Genomic DNA, 16984 nt, shown 5'->3' with positions numbered 1-16984 from the left:
TCCAGAAAACCGCTTTCCCGGCCGGCCATCGAGGCCGGTGACGGGGTCCGGCGGGCGCTCCCGGCGGCTGCCCCGAACGGCGCCGTTGGACCGCTCAGGCCACGTTGTGCTCGGCGAAGTGTTCCTCGCGCTCGAACCGGGCGGCGTCGAGCATCGAGACGTCGACGAGGGAGGGCTCGCCGTCGAGGACGATCTCCGCGACGATCCGGCCCGTCGCGGGGGCGTGCTGGAACCCGTGGCCCGAGAAGCCGGCCGCGGTGACGAAGCCGGGGCGGGTCTCCTCGATGACCGGGTGGTGGTCCGGGGTGACGCCGTACAATCCCGCCCAGCCGCGTCTGATCCGGGTGTCCGGCCCGAAGTACGTGGTGTAGTCGGCCGCCTGCTCGACGGCGTAGGCGGCCCACTCGAGGTCCATGTCTTCGTCGAATCGATCGGGGTCGACGGCCGGATCGTCGCTCCCGAAGTGCCCGCCGACGAGCGCGATGCCCTCGCGCTCCGGGCGGAAGTACGACCCCGTTTCGAGGTCGATCGTCAGCGGGTCGGTCTCGGGGACCGGCGACGACGGTTCGACGACGGCGACCTGTCGGCGACGCGGCGAGATCGGGATGTCGGCGCCCGCGAGTTCGCCGAAGCGGCCCGCCCACGCGCCCGCGGCGTTGACGACGTAGTCAACCTCGAGGCGCTCGTCCCCCTCGACCTCGACGCCGACGACCCGCCCGTCGTCGACGAGGACGTCGGTGACCGTCGTTCCCGTGCGGATCTCGACACCGCCCTCGCGGGCGCCCGCAGCGTAGCCCTGCACCGCCAGGTTGGGGTCGGCGACCCCGTCGTCGGGGTTGTACGTCGCGCCGACGAAGTGTTCCGGCTCCAGGCCGGGACAGTGTTCGGTCGCCTCCGCCGGCGCGAGAAATTCGCTCTCGGCCCCGAGCTCGCGCTGCATCGCGACGTTCTCGCGGAACCGTTCGGCGGCCGGTTCGGTCCGGGCGAGAAACAGGTAGCCGTTCCGCCGGTACTCGATGTCGACGCCGAAGCGCTCCTCGAACGAGCGCCAGACGGGCTTGCTGGCCAGCGAGAGGGAGACGTTGACCGCGGTGGAAAACTGCGATCGGATGCCGCCGGCCGAGCGGGCCGTGCTCCCCGCACCGAGGGGGCCCTGTTCGACAAGCATCACGGATGTATCACGTTCGGCCAGATGGTACGCCGCCGAGAGCCCGACGATTCCACCACCGACGACGACTACGTCCATAGCACCCCATACGACCGCGTAACCATAAGGATTCAGGGAGGTCAGGGGAAAGTGGCCGACGTCGTCGTGGAGAGGACGAATCACGTCAGCGGCATGCACAACGGGCGCGGCATCGCTGGCCGGCACACCAGACTGGACCCTACCTCCGCGGAGGCGTCGCGGCGGTTCGGGTGAGGGTCGAATACGTCCTACGCGTCGGCGTGGCCGGCGAGTTCCAGGTACGGTTGCACCACGCGCCGCGAGACGGCCAGTTCGACGGTTTCGGCTCCGGCGTCGTACCGGACGATCCCCGCGTCGCTGAGGTGGGGCAGGTGGGTGTGCGCCAGCGCGGTGAGGACGCGGTCGTACCGGTCGTACGTCGGCTCGCCCTCGCAGATCGCAATCCACTCCGCCAGATCGCCGAGCGGGATCGCGGCCGGTTTTCCCGCGAGGTAGGCGACCGCTCGCTGGCGACGCTCGCTCGAGAATACGGCGAACAGTTCCGTGGGGGTGATCTCGCGGCGGTCGTCGGATCGGTGTGGGGTCTTGGAGTTGGGAATCATACGGCCTCTCGGTACTGTACCGACCCGACGCCCCGCCAACGTCTCTCGCCCGCCGACTTCAGCAAAGTACGTCAGTGTGGTTCTGTGCGGAGGAATACGATAAGCGTTTGTATTCGAAAATCTGCAGTCGAATTAAACACTCAGCGAAGACGGTCAGTCCGTCCGGTCGACGCGATCGAAGGCGAATTCGCAGACGGCGACGGCGCTAACGCGGCCGGCTCCGAGCGGCCGGCGTCGACGTCGCGTTTCTCCGTCGACGTCGCTCACGGGGTTCGACCGGCGTCCTCGTTCGACGCCTGTCCCTCCTCGAGCAGGGCCGGCTCGTACCGACGCCGTTCGGGTGGGACTTTCTCGACGGTGACGCGCCAGCCGGGCGCGTCGGCGCAGGGTCCGTCGATTTCGTGCGTCGTCTCGACGGTCGCGCCGCGTGCGTACGCCGAGAGGAGCGCGTCGGCGAGTCGGGTTCGGAAGGCGGCCGTCGGGTCAGCGGGATCGGGGGACGGTGAGTGGTCCATGAGGGCGGGCGAGAGCGGCGATACGGGCCGATCTCTCATATACGGGAGGACTGGCGCCACGATAACGGTGTCGGCGATGCTAGACGGCGATGGCCGGACCGACCGGGATTTCGACGGGCGTCCGCGCCGTCCGAACCGTAATTACTTAGATAATTCACGATGGACCGTTCCCCCACGATGACGAACGACGCAGGTCCCGCGGCGATCCCGTCGCGATTCGTCGCGTGGGTCCGCACCGCCGTGGGTCGCACGACCGTCCTCATTCTGCTGACCGGGGTCCTCGCGGGCGTCAGCCTGGGCATCGTCGGGAACGGGTCGATCGCCCTCCCCGTCCTCGGATCGGTCTCCGGCGCGGTCGTCGGCGGCGTCGGCCTGCTGGTCGCCGTCACCGTCTACCTCCGAGTCGGCTGCTGCGAGGAGTGCGACAGCGTCACCCTCGGAAGCGACTGCGGCTGCGGCGGCGAGTGCGGCGATCGCTGTGCGGTCGATCCGTGAGGGCGGCCGACCGACGGCGGCGTCGGCAGCCGGTTCGACGGTCTCCCCTCGCGATTGACGGGACGGCGATCGGTCGTCACCAGGTCGTGAGGCCTCGAATCCCGCGGAAGCGGACGAGAACACGAAGAGGGTCGCGGCGCCTGTCAGGGCGAACGCACCGCCGACGTAGAAGACCGAGGCCATGCTCACCTCGACCATGAGCCAGCCGCCGAGCAGCGGCGCGATCACGCTGCCCGGCCGCCAGACGAGTTCGCGAATCCCGAAACTCGAGGCGACGCCGCCCTCGCTGGTCCCCTCGTCCGCAAAGAGCTCCATGCTCCCGGAAGCTGTCGGCGACGCCGAGCAGCCCCGAGAGCGTCACGAGCGGGAGGAACGCCGGCGAGACGTCCGGAGGAGAACGAGCTGGTCGGGGACGGCCTCAATCGGAGCCAGCCGGGGAGCGAGCGGCCCGCAACCGCGGCGGGGACCCCAGCGAGAGTGTCGAGGGTAGCGCCGACTGCGGGGGCCAGGGGCACGGCCAGCGCGATCGCGCCGTAGGCCGCGCCACCGGCGAAGACGAACGCCGCCCGCCCGGCTCGGTCCGAGAGCCGACCGGTGGACGGCTGACAGCACATGTTGGTGAACTTCTCGGCGACGACGGTGAGCGCGACCGCGAACCCGCCGTAGGCCAGTCCGCCCTGGGCCGCGGCGACGGCGGCGAATATCGGGGCGAACCCGAACGCCTCGTAGAGGCTCCCGGCGCTGGAGTCGACGAGCGGGAACGCGGCGCGTACCGCCTCAGGTCAAGTGGTTCGAGAGAGCGGAGCTCTCGTCATCACGGAAGACCGTCGATCTTCCGAACGACCCCGAGGCACTCGCCTCGTTTATCTGTAGGGCGCCCAGAACTGCAGCCCGTCGTCGTTCACGACTCGACCTTCGGCGAGGGGACGAAATGCGTTTCGGAACGTAACCCGCCGGTTCGGCGAGTGCTCGCCGTTCGATCAGGGAGACGGTCGCACGCGAACCGCCGACTATTTCCGCCCGGGCCGGCTCGTACTGGATAACCGAAACACGCGCTGGCCGCGCCGTGGTAGCGAACGATCTTGCGACGCGAATTTGAGGGAGCGAAAACTCCGATTCTCGGGTTCGTCGGCCGGGAGGCCTCGTTCCGTGCGCTCGGGCCGATACCAGGCGTTCGGCCGCTATGATCGGAACCTGAATATGGAAATCGAAATCGCGACGATCGGCGGCTACGAGGAGGTCGGGCGACAGATGACTGCGGTGCGGGCGGGCGACGACATCGTCATCTTCGACATGGGTCTGAACCTGTCGAAGGTGCTCATTCACGACAACATTCAGACGGAGGGGATGCACAGTCTCGACCTGATCGACATGGGGGCGATCCCGGACGACCGGGTCATGGCCGACCTGGACGGCGACGTCAGGGCGATCGTGCCGACCCACGGCCACCTGGATCACATCGGCGCGATCTCGAAGCTCGCCCACCGGTACGACGCGCCGGTCGTCGCGACGCCGTTTACCAGCGCCCTCGTCGAGGAGGAGATCCAGGACGAGGACAAGTTCAGCACCGGGAACGAACTCCGCACGATGGATCCGGGCGAGTCGATGACGATCGGCGAGCACGGACTCGAACTCGAGTTCGTCAACGTCACCCACTCCATCGTCGGCGCGATCAACCCCGTTCTCCACACGCCCGAAGGAGCCATCGTCTACGGCCTGGACAAGCGGATGGACCACACGCCGGTCCTCGGCGATCCGATCGACATGAAGCGCTTTCGCGAGATCGGTCGCGAGGACGAGGGCGTGCTCTGTTACATCGAGGACTGTACCAACGCGAACAAGCAGGGGCGAACGCCCTCCGAGCGCGTGGCCCGCGAGCACCTCCGGGACGTGATGTACAGCCTGGAGGACTACGACGGCGGGATCGTCGCGACGACGTTCTCGAGTCACATCGCCCGGGTCACGAGCCTGGTCGAGTTCGCCGAGGACATCGGCCGCCAGCCCATCCTGCTGGGCCGGTCGATGGAGAAGTACTCCGGAACGGCCGATCGACTCGACATCGTCGACTTCCCCGATTCACTCGGGATGTTCGGTTATCGACGCTCGATCGACCAGTCCTTCGAGCGCATCATGGACGACGGGAAGGAGGACTTCCTCCCGATCGTCACCGGCCACCAGGGCGAACCGCGCGCGATGCTCACCCGGATGGCCCGCGGCGAGACGAACTACGACCTGGACGAGGGTGATAAGGTCCTCTTCTCCGCCCGGGTCATCCCGGAGCCGACCAACGAGGGACAGCGATACCAGGCCGAGAAACTGCTCGGCATGCAGGGCGCCCGCGTCTACTCGGACATCCACGTCTCCGGCCACCTCCGCCAGGAGGGCCACTACCAGATGCTCGACGCCCTCCAGCCCCAGCACGTCATCCCCGCCCACCAGGACATGAGCGGCTTCTCGGGGTACGTCGACCTCGCATCCAACCAGGGCTACACGATGGGGCGAGACCTCCACGTCACCGCGAACGGAAACGTGATCCAGCTCGTCGAATAGATTCGGAAGGCGAGCTCACAGAGCGACCGATGGGCTGGCTGGAACGCGGTATCGACCGGCCCTCAGAACGAGACGACCCAGCGCAATTACGGCTCGCCGGTTACGCCGGCGGCAGTGCCAGCGGTTGCCCGCGTTGCAATCGAACATTCGACCGGCCTCGAACCGCGATCCGGCTGGACCCGTCGACGGTTACTCTTCGTCCGTCTGCTCCTTGATCTCCTGCAGCTGACCGAGGAGTTCGTCGGTCGAACTCCCCGTTTCGGTCGTCATTTCGCCGTCGTGATCGTGTTCGTGGACGTTCACCGCCGTCTCTTCCTCGTCATCGCCGACGTCCTGCTGGCGTTGTTCGGACTCGTCGTAGCTTCCAAACCCCATGGTGCGGACCGCGCCGCCCGCACGTAAATCCGCATCGGTCCGTCCCCTCCTGTGGAGCCTCGCTGTGAGTCGATGCCAAGCGCGCGTCGTGGGCAGTGATACTGGGGACCCGGTACTACGATCGGCGCCGCGTCGACCGCGACCGCGTTCGACTGCGGCGGCGCGTTCTACGAGTCGCCGTCGGGGATCGGCCCCACGTAGCTCCGGGCCGGCTGGTAGTCGAACGTCACGTCTCGATCCGCGCCGCGCGTCACCCAGACGATGCCGTCGGCCTGCCGGGCGAGTTCCGCGACCGCGTCCTGGTCGTGCTCAGTGTAGTGGATCCCGACGTAGCAGATTCCGCCGCCGGTGCGAAGGCCCGAGATCCGCCGCAGAACGTTACAGACGCGGTCGACGGACGCGTGTTCGAGAAGAGGCGTGACCGACCGAACGACGAGATGGCGGGCGTCCGTCGGCGGGACGGCCGTCTCGGTGAGCTCCGCGAGCGCGATGACGATGCGCTCGAGGTCGGCCGTCGACGGCGTGTACACCGTCGGCGTCGGCCCGTACAGCGACGAGAGGTACTGGCGTTTGGACTGGGTGTCGACGAGTCCGATCGACGGCCCGCCCTCGGGACAGACCGACTCGTAGCGAGCCGTCGTCTCGTCGGCCGTTTCGGTGCTCGTGACGACGAGTGCGGCGTCGTCGGCGTCGCCGTACCGACACAGCATGCGGAGCCCGATCGCGTCGTTCGACGGGTCGACCGTTCCAGCGACGAGGACGGTCGACCCGGCGCTCACCGCCGCTGGGAACGGCGGGATCGACTGCACACTGGCATCGTCCGACGGGTCTATCGATTTATTCATTGGAGATCGGTTCGCGACGGCGCTGCTCCCCTCTCCGCGGTTGCGAGCGGTGGCCCGCATCGTCGCCGGGCAGCACCGGACCGCACCGTGAGTGCTCGGCGACGGAACCGCGATCGGCGGTCAGCGTCGCACGTGGCCGAGTCTCGACCCGTACTGACCGCTCGGTGCGCATCGATCGACGGCTCGACCGCGGGGGACGGGTTTCGTGCGTCATGTATCGTCGGCGCCCGGTCCCGTATCGACGCACGCCAGGGTGTGAAACGGGCGCGCCGCATCGGAAAGCCCAGATCGCCACAACCGGGCGGCGGATCGAGGCGACGAGAGAAAACCGGACCGGGCCCTTCGTCGGTGAAACGTAACCCAGCGGGTCGGAAATAGGTTTCGCTACTGAGTCCACGATTTCGAACCGAATCGCGCCTCAGCTCCGTATCGAAACGGATTCGTCGGGTGAGGCTGTCCGATTCGGAAGCCCGTGACGCATCCGTTCGACATTCGAACGGGAGTGCGCCGAGGCGTGCCACTCGGTGGCCCACGTCGTCGCGACCGGCGCTGACGGGGACGAGGGCCGGTCGCGAGCGTCGAGCCGTCGACCGGGGCGGGCACCTCGGTGACGGCCCGCCGCCAGGTCTCACCGGTGAGAGCGCGTCGAACGGGTCCTCAGAACTGGGTGCCGCCGATGGAGACCACGTCGGAGCGTCCCGAACGCGCGACAGAGGGACGTACAGACGTGGCAAATGTTGTTCGAACCTGTGCAATCATATCGTTGCGGGCCCCGAACTGAGTTGCCCTGAAGCGTCAGCGGGACCCCCGCATCCACATCTTGTACGCCACAGACGGACGCCGATAGCGTTACGCTCTCCGCTCCGGTTCTCGCGACCGATCGGACTGGATTCGCGAACGGTTCGCTCGTCTCGACCGCGACTGCGAGAAGGGCGCGACGGGCGGCGGCTCCCACGGACATCCCTCCCGACCGCAGGTAATCGGTCGTGGACGGTCACAGATAGTGCATCGCTCGCCGTCGCTTCATCGTTCGCGCCCGTACGTGTGGAAGTCGACGGCCTGTTCGAGGAGTGCGTCGGGGATCCCGGGGACGTCGGTCGACCGAACCGGCCCCAGTTCGTCGATCGCCTCGAGATCTCGCGGGAAGTCGCGCAACCGGAAGTGGACGTCGATCCCGGCTTTCGCGCCCTGTCCGAGCGCGACCGGGACCTGGTTGTGACCGGGCGTGCAGTCGCCCACGGCGTAGACGGCCTCGACCGAGGTCCGCCCGTGATCGTCGACCGCGATCGTGCCGTCGTCGTTGAGCTCACAGCCCAGCTCCCGGGCGAGCCCGTTGTTGTACTCGGCGCCGTACATGGCGAAGCCACCTTCGTACTCCCGCACGGTGCCGTCTTCGAACTCGAGGGCCTCGAGCCAACCGTCCTCGCCGTTTCGAACCCCCGCGATCTCCGTCTCGATCACGTCGATCGGATGCGCCTCGAGCACGGCGGCCGTCTCGTCGCTCCACTCGAGCGCCTCGCCCCGGGTCAACAGATCGACCTCGTCGGTGAAGTTCAGCATGATCCCCGCGACGTGGGCCGCGCTTTCGCCGTGACCCATCACGTAGACCGACTCGTCCACGAACATGTACGCGTCGCAGTGCAAACAGTAGTGGAGGCCGCGGCCGGTCCGCGGCAGCGGCGGTTCAGGTCGAACGTCGGCGAACCCCGTGGCGAGGACGACGACGTCGCCCGCGTACTCGGCCGCGTCCCCGGCCAGCCGGATCGGGCCGTCTCCGTCGCCCTCGCAGGTACACGAGGTGACCAGATCGCGGTGGAGCTCGCAGCCGTAGGCCTCGAGCTGGTCGCGACCGACGCCGAGGTACTCGCCGCCGCTGGTCTCCTCGGGAACGCCGAGGACGTTGTGGACGTTTCGCATCATCGCCGCCCGGCCGCCGCCGCGATCGACGAGCGCCGTTCGATGGCCGAGTCGCGTGGTGTACAGCGCCGCGGTCAGCCCGGCCGGCCCGCCGCCCACCACGACGACCTCGTACTCGTGGCTCTCCATCGGGTCGCTCATGCCACCAACGGACGGGACCGCGCGGTAAATAGCTACGACGGGACCCGAAACCGGCGTCCATCGAGCCCGAACCCGACGCGCCCGCAACGCGTTTCACGAGGTCGACCGATCGGTGACTCGTGAAGCACGTACGCATCGACGACGTCGAAAACGACGTACAGCCGGCGGCGGTCGTGCGCCGGCTGACCGAAGCGCTCGAAACGACCGACGTCGCCATCAACCACTACGAACTCGAGCCGGGCGACAGCTTCGCGTTCGGCTACCACCGCCACGAGATCCAGGAGGAGGTGTTCTTCGTCCGGTCCGGCACGGCGACGTTCGAAACGGAGACCGGCGACGTCACGGTCGGTGCGGGCGAGATCGTCCGCTTCGCGCCCGGCGAGTTCCAGCGAGGCTGGAATCGCGGCGACGAACGCGTCGTCGCGCTCGCGCTGGGCGCGCCGCTGGCGTACGGCGAATCCGAACTCCGCCGGGATTGCCCGACCTGCGGCGGGCAAACGCGCAACGAGCTCGACCGACAGGACGACGAAGACGCACCCGAGGGTGCCGCCGTGGTTGCGTACTGCCTCGAGTGTGACACCGAAACGGGCCGGTGGGTCACCGGCTCGATGCCGGGCGACGTCCCGTGATCGCGTTCGGCCGTGAGAGTTGTCGGGACCGTTCAGTGGTCGGCCTGCAGCGGAAGCACAGTCGCCGGCACGTTCGACTCGGGCAGGACTGTCCGAGGGCGAGTGGTCCCTCGATCGGTGTTCGCGTCACCCCACGATCGGTATTCATCTCACTCATCTCCGATAGTTATGTAACCGATTGTGGCAGTTGTTTGAACGGAAGCCACACGCCACGCTGACGTGGGGACATGCCTGTAGAATGTCCCGGGTGGGTCCAGCACCCGAGACGTGGCTTCCAAATCCAGGAAGGATTTGTCTGCCATGATTGCGAACACACTGCCGAGACAAAAAGGTCTCGCACGCCCGTGGTATCGTCAGCGAATGCTCTGTCCCGATATCGTCTTAGATTCGAAAAATAGCGGTGCGTCTGTCGGCCGCTCGTCGAGGGTGCACTAATGGGACGATACGAGTACGACGGACCATCGCCCGACCGGTCGTGCGAGCGCTGTGGCCAGGAACTCACCCCGAAGCACAGCGTTCGCCTCGTCGCCTGTCACGAGGGCGCGAGTTCGGATCGCTATCGGGACGTGGAGACGTACGTCTGCGGCGATTGCGTCGCGGCGCTCGGGATGCTGGAGTTCGAGAGAGTGGAACCTGGTAGTCACACCGGGAAATCGGCCGAGGATCGACGCCAGCGGGTGTGGTCGGTCGGCGGGTGATCGATACGAGACGTTTCGATGGGGACAAGCGTGAACTCCTAAACCGACCCGTTCGATGTGGAGTGGTGCGGATACCGGAGGATGGGTAGTGTATGTTTGCGCCGGATCAGGTGAATTGCGGCGGTTTTTGAACCGCCACAGTCCTGGAGTTTCGGCCCTGATGAACTGGGCGTTCTGCTCTCCTGATGACATTCGGAAGTCGACCAGTGAACGAGGTGAATCGGGGGCTGCGTATCGATTGCGCTTCGTGACGTCCTGAACGTTATTCCGGTCGAACTCGAATACGAACACGATACTTGTTCGTTACTGGGATATCGCAATCATCGAGGGATACAGCGGTCCAATACATTTATCCGGGCTAGCTGTGAGACTCATATTATCCTAGATGCAAGGGTATGGAGATGTTTCGGGTCATTTTCGAGGCCTCATCCAGGGAGACTGCGATGTTGTCGTTGTCGGGGTGGTTTTCGGCGATCAGATCCAGGCAGGACGTTGTGCCAAGAAGACCGTTCGAAATATTCAACATGTCGAGGAAGCGAAGTGGAACGATCTGAACGAAACCCAAAAGCGACGGATTCTCGAGTGCTTTGAGGAGGTTCGCGGGCTGGAATTCGGGTATTCGCTCTTCACCAGAGAAAAATTACGCAGACTGGAGGACCAATATCTGCTCTATCAGGACGTGTCTTTTCCGCCGGACTGGGACTTGGCTCTCACTGGATACGCGTACGGGGAGCTCCTCCTGGAGTATGGGGCACTGGATGCCCGTCGAGTCATTTTCGAATTCGATCGCGTTGCGTCCGATGCACAGTCGAATTCAGTTGCAACACACATCGGGACATTCGTTCCTGAAGCAACTATACAGGTCGGAAGTTCGCATAACACGCCAGGAATTCAGGCCGCTGACTGCTTTGCCGGAGCCATCGCAGAGGACTATAAAAAAGAAACAGACTGGCTGTCGATTCTCGATTCGGAAACGATTACAGACTGCACGGCTGGCGCGCTTATTCAGTTGGAGAATGATCTCACATCTTACGACCGATAGATGGTTCTACTCGGTGTAATGCCGGTCCGTGATCGGCCTCCCACCCGCCAGCCTGCTAGATCGCCGGTCCATCAAACGTGGTTCGAGGATCCAGCAGACGAGGTGCTTTTAACACCTATGCGAGGTCATGGACCTCTCACGGCTTTATCGGTACTAGTCACTTGACTGGTACGGCCAATAAGCGTTGCGCTAGCAGACCAGTCTTTGAAAATAAACGCAGTTCCGAGAAGTGACGGACTCGATACTAATTGATAGGACAAAATTTCCCTCGAATGCATCATACCGACAGCTCTGGTTCAGGTCACTACGATCTACCGGTAGGATTCACGTCGCTTCGGTAGATTGTATCGTCGAGGTTCCGACAAATCGGTTTTTGAGGCCGGTTTCTTTAATGCCACTCCTGAGAGTATCTACCTGCGACCGCCATGGGGCCCGGCGGATACTCATGCCCCAGTGATCGGACCCTCGAACTGGGCAGTCAGGCGACCTGCGAACTACGATTCGAGACGTGCCGAAATCGGTCCAGGCCGATCATGATCACGAAGAAGAGGGGGGCTGCCACGATCAGATATCCCCACTCGATCTCGCCTCGATAGTACTCGAACGCGAGAAAGACGGCGAAGACGACGAGCGCCTGCCCGATCCGCTCGCTGAGCGTGCGCCCGACGAGTTCCATGCGAGCCCATTCGTCACAACCGTCAATGCAGTTTTGAACTGACGTCGAACGCGATGAACTCCGGGGCGAGAGGGGAACGTCGACGGAAACCGATACGGCGGTCGGCCGCAATGTTGGTGTATGACGGACAGAAGCGCCCGGATCGATCGAACGGAGGAGAGCGATGGCGACTGAGCCAGTCGAGACCATCACCAACTGGTGCGAGTTCGGCGAGTACCGGGCGTACATCCTCATGGCGATCGCGCGGAGAGCGCACAACGACGATCTCACCCACCGCGGGGAAGTCGTCTATCGGCGCGTCCTCTGCGACGTCGACGACGTCCAGGACCAGTACGACGACCTCCGCGCGTTAGTCGCCAGACACGACTACACGTTCCGCATCTACCTGTCGGTGAACGCGCGGAACACGCTCGACGCGTACTTCGACTTCCGCGAGGAGATGAACGGCTGGATCCACGACCTCGTCGCCGGCGACGACCACGCCATCCCGAAGCTCGGGAAGGTCGACTCGTACTGGAAGAGCGCGCTCCACAGCCCGGAAGCGCGAGACGACCGGTGCTTCCAGTTCGACGTCGACGACGTCACCGACGCCGAGATCGACGCGTTCACGGATGCGCTCGACTCGCAGACGACGGTCCTGTTGACCCGCGAGACGCCGAACGGCTATCACGTTCTCACGGAGCCGTTCGACTACACCGCGTGGGAGCCGCCGGTCGCGTACGACGACCTCGACACGGACGGCCAACTGTTCGTCGAAGAGATCGAAGCCCCCGGATCACTCGCGTGAGAACGGACCAGTCCGTCTCGCACCACCAGCACACCAGATAGGCAAACGCGTTCGTTCCGCCGGTGGCAGCGCTGGGCGAGGAATTTTCCAGCGGTTCGCTCACCTCACCCCGGCTCGCGTTGGCACGCGCCTGGCAGCGAAATCTATCCCAGCGGCGAACAACACGAACGTGATAGACACGGGAAATATAACGAACGGGAACACGGTCAAAATATCAGTATCACCGCGTATACCCAGTAGTTCCCAAAAGGTGTAGGTCATCGCACCGAACAATCCAATTATCGCGCCCACATTCCCCCGGGCTGTATAAAGGTACGCTGGGATCGCGGCCTGAAGTGCCATCGTCGGAACCACAAACACAGCAATCCAGACGAGATACTGAACTGCAAACACACCCGACGCAAACGCGTCGAACACGTACCGCGGGACGAAATAGGCAGCCCCGCAGAGAAGGATGTAGCTGACACTGCTGGCCGAAACAACCCCGTCTGGGCTGTCAGTTCGCGATAGTCCCGTGTACAGCACCGCGAGTGTGATTGATGCGAGTACCATCGAGACGGCCGCATCAGCGAGCCTGCTACCGAACACTGGGTCAGCCCCACCGAGCATCCTCTTCGGTTTGGTTCCGTTGGTGAACGGGACTATACGCCTTGCCGTTCGTGGTGACCGTTCCCGAACGGTGGATGATTCCCCCACACCCCTGCAATCGAGCGGGTTCCACTCGGCTTCGACGTGCCGTCCGACACCATCGAGACGGCCGCCCGTCTGGTGAAGACGCCGCGGACGATCGGTTCGCCACTAACCGTCGGGTGGCACCGCGACGAACCGACGTTCAGCGACCCGCAACGCCACCGCCGATGGCGGCGCCGCACTCGTTACACGCGACGAGGTAGAACCGCTTCGAGGCCTTGAAGAAGCGGGTCTCGGCGCCGAGATCGACGAATTCGACGTCGTCTTTCCCCGTGAAGTCTGTACCGCACTCCGAACAGTGAACGTTCGTTGACATAGTTGTCGAATTCCTCCTGGGTTCGTCAGTATCCGCCGCCCGCTCCAGCGGCCCCGGCTCGCTTATCCGAGGCTGCTGCGACGCCGCTTCCGATCGTCGCCCCGCAGTTCGCGCAATTGGCGACGTAGTAGCGTTTCGATGCGTTGACGAAGCCGATACTGGAATCGACGTCCCGGAACTCGAGATCCGCGGTCGATTCGAGCGGCGACTCGCAGTCTGAGCAGTGCGCCATGGCTGCCCGTTACCGAGAAGACAGATATTTGTTATGATGTGGAGTGGTGTGAAAATTGCTGGACGGTCGATCCGCATGCCGATTTGCCGACCGCAAAATGCCCTATCCGCGTGGGGTCGGACAATCCAGAGAGCGTTCGCGATCGGCTCGGCCAGATCGGTCGGACGGCAGACGCGTTCAGTGACGCCACCGAAACCGAGTCGGTGGCTGACGGGCTCGGTTGTGGCACCCGTCTGGCCGTTAGCCGGGACACGAGGCTGACTCGACCGGCTGTCGTCCCCACACGCTCGCAATCAGCCCGGAGCCGACGACGCCGATGAACGAGAACGCGAGGACCGTCGTGAGGACGTCCGGGTCCGAGAACCCGGTCGTCGCGACGAACAGCGCGATCGCCGCGTTTCGGGCCGCGGTCGTCGTTGCCAGCACCTCCCGAGTCTCCCGTGCTGGCCCACCGAGGCCGTATCCGAGCAGTAACGACGCGCCTACAGCGACGGTCGATAGCCCGAGCGTTCCCGTCCCGACGAGGGATACCATGCTATCGCTGTATACGACCACCAGCAACACGATCAGCCCGACGAACGTGACATCAGAGAGTCGCTGAACGAAAGGGTACACCCAGTCTGCAAGCGACGGGACGACGATCGACAGCCCGAGCCCCAGCAGTAGCGGGATCAGTTGGATGCCGAAAACCATCCGTCCGATGGCAAGGGGATCCACGGAAACATCGCCGGGAAGCAACAACAGCAAAGAGAGGGGAATCGTCACGACCGAGAGCAGACAGAGAATGGCCATCAGGCCGCTCGCGAACGCCACGTCGCTGTCGGAGAGCTCCGCGAGCTTCGGACCGAACGGTGCGCCGGGTGAGACCGCGAGCAACACGATACCGCCTGCGAACCCCGTCCCCACCGAGACCGTCCGGACGAGGAGGGCGGCGAGTAGCGGAACCGCGACGAGGTTCACCACTAGGGAGTTCGCGAGCAGCCGTCGCTTTCGGAGCGCGTCGACGAGCTGGCTGACGGAGAGCCTCACCCCCATCGAGACCATCGTCGAAAGCACGAAGACCGCCGTCACGACCTCCACGACCGCCGCTCCGGATGGTACGTCCATTCCCTTGGGCTCAGTAACGTAATTCGAATCTCGTCCATTTGCCTGCTGCGATTTCAGGAGGGTGACTCCCTGACACGTGATCGAAGCGAAGGACGACGCGAGCAGTACGACACAGCTACTCCCCGGTCCGCTATGCACTTTGGTTCTCCGCGTCCTCCCAGGGAGAATGCTGCCGGACGGAAAACACGCGGCCAGGGAGCACCGACGCAGACCGTCGCGCAGAACCCATATACGGCTGCGAGACCACACCGTGATAATGGACGATTCGCCGTCAGCACAGACCCAGCCTCGTATTTACACGGCACCCCGAACAGAGATCTCGCAGAATCAGGGCAAATTCCGGATCCACTTCGATTTCCCGGGGCGAGCGGTCCCGGACCACGACGACCACGGCTACGGGCCCCTCGCAACCGTCGTCGAGTCGTTCATGGATCCGGGGACCCTCATCCGGATGCACCAGCACCGCAACGAGGAGATCATCTCCTGGGTGCCCGACGGCGTGATGCGACACGACGACCGCCTGGGCAACGACCTCGTTACGGATTCCGACCACCTGATGGTGATGGGCGCCGGGAGCGGCTTCTGGCACGCCGAGGAGACGCTCGACGACGATCCGCCGCTTCGGATGCTCCAGATCTTCGTCCGGCCACACAGTCTCGACCTCGAGCCGGGCATCCAGCACGAACCGATTCCCGACCCCGTCGCGAACGAGTGGCGCCACCTGTTCGGCCCCGAGGGGACCGACGCCCCGCTGTCCGTCCGCAACGACGTCCACTGCTTCGACTGCCGACTCGACGCTGGTGCCACGGTTTCACTCCCGTCCCGGCCGGACTGGCACACCTATCTCTACGTCTTCGAGGGAGCCGTCGACGTCGGCGAGGCGTCCGTCGGGTACACCGAGAGCGCACTCGTGACCGCGGGCGGCGACGTCCCCGTCACCGCGACCGAAGACGCCACCATCGTCGCGTTTACCATCAACCCCGACGCACCAATCACGCGGCAGGGAACGATCGGCCGGTGACCGACCGGCGGCCGGCCACCGGTGGGTGTGCAGCCTGAAGGACGAGGGTTTCATCGAGAGATCGCACAGTCGGATGGTTACTCGATCCAACACGATCCTCTATTCGCTGCTCGCTGTCGCTCGCAACAGAATCAGCGGGCACGATGGGATTCGAACCCACGACCGTCGGATTAGAAGTCCGACGCTCTATCCGGACTGAGCTACGTGCCCTCGAACCGACGTTCCGTCGCCGATAGCATAAGCGGTAGGGATTCGGATCACAACCCCAGAGAGCCGGAAGACCGTTAGTCCCCGCCGTCGTGCTACCGTCCATGCACCTGCCGGAGCAGACCTGGCCCGAGGTGGCCGGGTACGAGGAGTCGATCGCGCTGGTTCCGCTCGGGTCGACGGAACAGCACGGGCCGCACCTCCCCGAGGGGACCGACCACATGATCGCGCGGGGACTCGCCCGCGAGGCGGCCGAGCGGACGGGCTACCTCCGTACGCCGACCATCACGGTCGGGGTGAGCGACCACCACCGGCAGTTCCCCGGCACGATGTGGGTCGACGCGTCGGTCTTCCGGGACTACGTCGAGAGCTTCACGCGGAACCTCACCTACCACGGGGTCGACCGCGTCATCTACGTCAACGCTCACGGCGGCAACGTCCAGCACCTTCGCGAGGTCTCGAAGCGCCTGCACAAGGACGGCAGAGCCTACGCGATCGAGTGGATGTGGGACGAGTCCATCCCGGAACTCGTCGACGACCTCTTCGAGACGAACGGGCCCCACGCGGGGCCGAAGGAGACGTCGATGGTCGCCTACCTGGAGGGGCTCGTCCGCGAGGACGAACTCGAGGCGGCTTACGAGGGCGGGATGGCGCCCGTCGACCGCGAGACGTTCACGCGAAACGGCGCACGGGTCTTCCACGACGCCATCGAGAACTCGGCGAACGGCGCCTTCGGCGACCCGCGCGACGCTTCCGCCGAGAAGGGCGAGCGACTCTTCGAGGCGGCGGTCGACCAGCTCGTCGACCTCGCCGAGTGGGTGGCCGCGCGGCCGCAGGAGGATCTCCTCCCCGCCGAGCGCGTCTGAGGGCCCGACGAATCAGACGACAGCGTCACCAGTGCGCCGGCGGGCGTCGGTCGAGACGAGCGACCCGACCGGGCCATCCCGTCGACG

Annotated in this window: 19 protein-coding genes, 1 tRNA gene and 1 pseudogene; 8 read left to right on the top strand and 13 right to left on the bottom strand. The window is 65.0% G+C overall.

Annotation, left to right across the window (positions count from 1 at the left end; genetic code table 11):
* Window positions 1–94: 94 nt before the first annotated feature.
* The 3 genes from MXA07_RS04830 to MXA07_RS04820 all read right to left on the bottom strand — a co-directional run bounded on the left by MXA07_RS04830 (window position 95) and on the right by MXA07_RS04820 (window position 2342).
* Entirely contained in the window at window positions 95–1246 is a 1152-nt protein-coding gene (locus MXA07_RS04830; protein WP_247730918.1) for an NAD(P)/FAD-dependent oxidoreductase, read from the bottom strand.
* A 188-nt stretch (window positions 1247–1434) separates the two neighbouring features.
* The gene (locus MXA07_RS04825) at window positions 1435–1788 is read right to left on the bottom strand and encodes a DUF7344 domain-containing protein (protein ID WP_247730917.1); all 354 of its coding nucleotides are present in this window, start codon (window positions 1786–1788) and stop codon (window positions 1435–1437) included.
* Between the two features lie 263 nt (window positions 1789–2051).
* Window positions 2052–2342 carry a hypothetical protein gene (locus tag MXA07_RS04820; RefSeq protein WP_247730916.1) on the bottom strand — a complete coding sequence of 97 codons (291 nt, stop codon included), beginning with the start codon at window positions 2340–2342 and terminating at the stop codon, window positions 2052–2054.
* A gap of 138 nt (window positions 2343–2480) precedes the next feature.
* Between MXA07_RS04820 and MXA07_RS04815 the strand changes: the two genes are divergently transcribed.
* Window positions 2481–2798 (top strand): hypothetical protein, encoded by a 318-nt coding sequence (locus tag MXA07_RS04815; protein WP_247730915.1) that lies wholly within the window; start codon window positions 2481–2483, stop codon window positions 2796–2798.
* 76 nt (window positions 2799–2874) lie between these two features.
* Here MXA07_RS04815 and MXA07_RS18265 read toward each other — a convergent pair.
* Window positions 2875–3511: pseudogene (locus MXA07_RS18265) on the bottom strand (MFS transporter); the annotation flags it as partial.
* 487 nt (window positions 3512–3998) lie between these two features.
* Here MXA07_RS18265 and MXA07_RS04810 point away from each other — a divergent pair.
* Window positions 3999–5348 carry a ribonuclease J gene (locus MXA07_RS04810; protein WP_247730914.1) on the top strand — a complete coding sequence of 450 codons (1350 nt, stop codon included), beginning with the start codon at window positions 3999–4001 and terminating at the stop codon, window positions 5346–5348.
* A gap of 189 nt (window positions 5349–5537) precedes the next feature.
* On the opposite strand, the gene MXA07_RS04805 is transcribed toward MXA07_RS04810, so the two are convergent.
* From MXA07_RS04805 to MXA07_RS04795, 3 genes are all read right to left on the bottom strand, one after another.
* A complete protein-coding gene (locus tag MXA07_RS04805) occupies window positions 5538–5723 on the bottom strand; it encodes a DUF5786 family protein (RefSeq protein ID WP_247730913.1) in 186 nt (61 codons plus the stop codon).
* A gap of 167 nt (window positions 5724–5890) precedes the next feature.
* Entirely contained in the window at window positions 5891–6532 is a 642-nt protein-coding gene (locus MXA07_RS04800) for a DUF7504 family protein (protein ID WP_247730912.1), read from the bottom strand.
* 1059 nt (window positions 6533–7591) lie between these two features.
* Window positions 7592–8626: an NAD(P)/FAD-dependent oxidoreductase gene (locus MXA07_RS04795; protein WP_247730911.1), complete on the bottom strand. Its 1035-nt coding sequence runs from the start codon at window positions 8624–8626 to the stop codon at window positions 7592–7594.
* Between the two features lie 119 nt (window positions 8627–8745).
* Between MXA07_RS04795 and MXA07_RS04790 the strand changes: the two genes are divergently transcribed.
* The 3 genes from MXA07_RS04790 (at window position 8746) to MXA07_RS04780 (ending at window position 10995) form a co-directional block, all read left to right on the top strand.
* Window positions 8746–9255: a cupin domain-containing protein gene (locus MXA07_RS04790; RefSeq protein WP_247730910.1), complete on the top strand. Its 510-nt coding sequence runs from the start codon at window positions 8746–8748 to the stop codon at window positions 9253–9255.
* A 434-nt stretch (window positions 9256–9689) separates the two neighbouring features.
* Entirely contained in the window at window positions 9690–9953 is a 264-nt protein-coding gene (locus tag MXA07_RS04785) for a hypothetical protein (RefSeq protein WP_247730909.1), read from the top strand.
* A 385-nt stretch (window positions 9954–10338) separates the two neighbouring features.
* The gene (locus MXA07_RS04780; protein WP_247730908.1) at window positions 10339–10995 is read left to right on the top strand and encodes a DUF3800 domain-containing protein; all 657 of its coding nucleotides are present in this window, start codon (window positions 10339–10341) and stop codon (window positions 10993–10995) included.
* Window positions 10996–11473: 478 nt separating this feature from the next.
* Here the strand turns inward: MXA07_RS04780 and MXA07_RS04775 are convergent, their stop codons facing one another.
* Window positions 11474–11671 (bottom strand): hypothetical protein, encoded by a 198-nt coding sequence (locus tag MXA07_RS04775; RefSeq protein WP_247730907.1) that lies wholly within the window; start codon window positions 11669–11671, stop codon window positions 11474–11476.
* Between the two features lie 163 nt (window positions 11672–11834).
* Here MXA07_RS04775 and MXA07_RS04770 point away from each other — a divergent pair, with 163 nt between their 5' ends.
* The gene (locus MXA07_RS04770; RefSeq protein ID WP_247730906.1) at window positions 11835–12458 is read left to right on the top strand and encodes a hypothetical protein; all 624 of its coding nucleotides are present in this window, start codon (window positions 11835–11837) and stop codon (window positions 12456–12458) included.
* Window positions 12459–12557: 99 nt separating this feature from the next.
* Here the strand turns inward: MXA07_RS04770 and MXA07_RS04765 are convergent, their stop codons facing one another.
* The 4 genes from MXA07_RS04765 to MXA07_RS04750 form a co-directional block, all read right to left on the bottom strand.
* The gene (locus tag MXA07_RS04765; protein WP_247730905.1) at window positions 12558–13154 is read right to left on the bottom strand and encodes a hypothetical protein; all 597 of its coding nucleotides are present in this window, start codon (window positions 13152–13154) and stop codon (window positions 12558–12560) included.
* A gap of 136 nt (window positions 13155–13290) precedes the next feature.
* Window positions 13291–13464, bottom strand: a complete 174-nt coding sequence (locus MXA07_RS04760; RefSeq protein WP_247730904.1) for a hypothetical protein — start codon at window positions 13462–13464, stop codon at window positions 13291–13293.
* A 25-nt stretch (window positions 13465–13489) separates the two neighbouring features.
* The gene (locus MXA07_RS04755; protein ID WP_247730903.1) at window positions 13490–13696 is read right to left on the bottom strand and encodes a hypothetical protein; all 207 of its coding nucleotides are present in this window, start codon (window positions 13694–13696) and stop codon (window positions 13490–13492) included.
* A 240-nt stretch (window positions 13697–13936) separates the two neighbouring features.
* Entirely contained in the window at window positions 13937–14941 is a 1005-nt protein-coding gene (locus tag MXA07_RS04750) for a bile acid:sodium symporter family protein (protein ID WP_343217258.1), read from the bottom strand.
* Window positions 14942–15059: 118 nt separating this feature from the next.
* Here MXA07_RS04750 and MXA07_RS04745 point away from each other — a divergent pair, with 118 nt between their 5' ends.
* Window positions 15060–15824 carry a pirin family protein gene (locus tag MXA07_RS04745; RefSeq protein WP_247730902.1) on the top strand — a complete coding sequence of 255 codons (765 nt, stop codon included), beginning with the start codon at window positions 15060–15062 and terminating at the stop codon, window positions 15822–15824.
* Window positions 15825–15959: 135 nt separating this feature from the next.
* Here the strand turns inward: MXA07_RS04745 and MXA07_RS04740 are convergent.
* Window positions 15960–16034, bottom strand: a tRNA-Arg gene (locus MXA07_RS04740).
* 101 nt (window positions 16035–16135) lie between these two features.
* On the opposite strand from MXA07_RS04740, the gene MXA07_RS04735 reads away from it, so the two are divergent.
* Complete coding sequence (locus MXA07_RS04735) at window positions 16136–16897, top strand: creatininase family protein (protein WP_247730901.1); 762 nt, start codon at window positions 16136–16138, stop codon at window positions 16895–16897.
* Window positions 16898–16984 lie beyond the last annotated feature (87 nt).

Source organism: Halovivax limisalsi (assembly GCF_023093535.1).
Taxonomy (GTDB): Archaea; Halobacteriota; Halobacteria; order Halobacteriales; family Natrialbaceae; genus Halovivax; species Halovivax limisalsi.
This window is presented reverse-complemented; position numbering and strand designations above follow the sequence as displayed.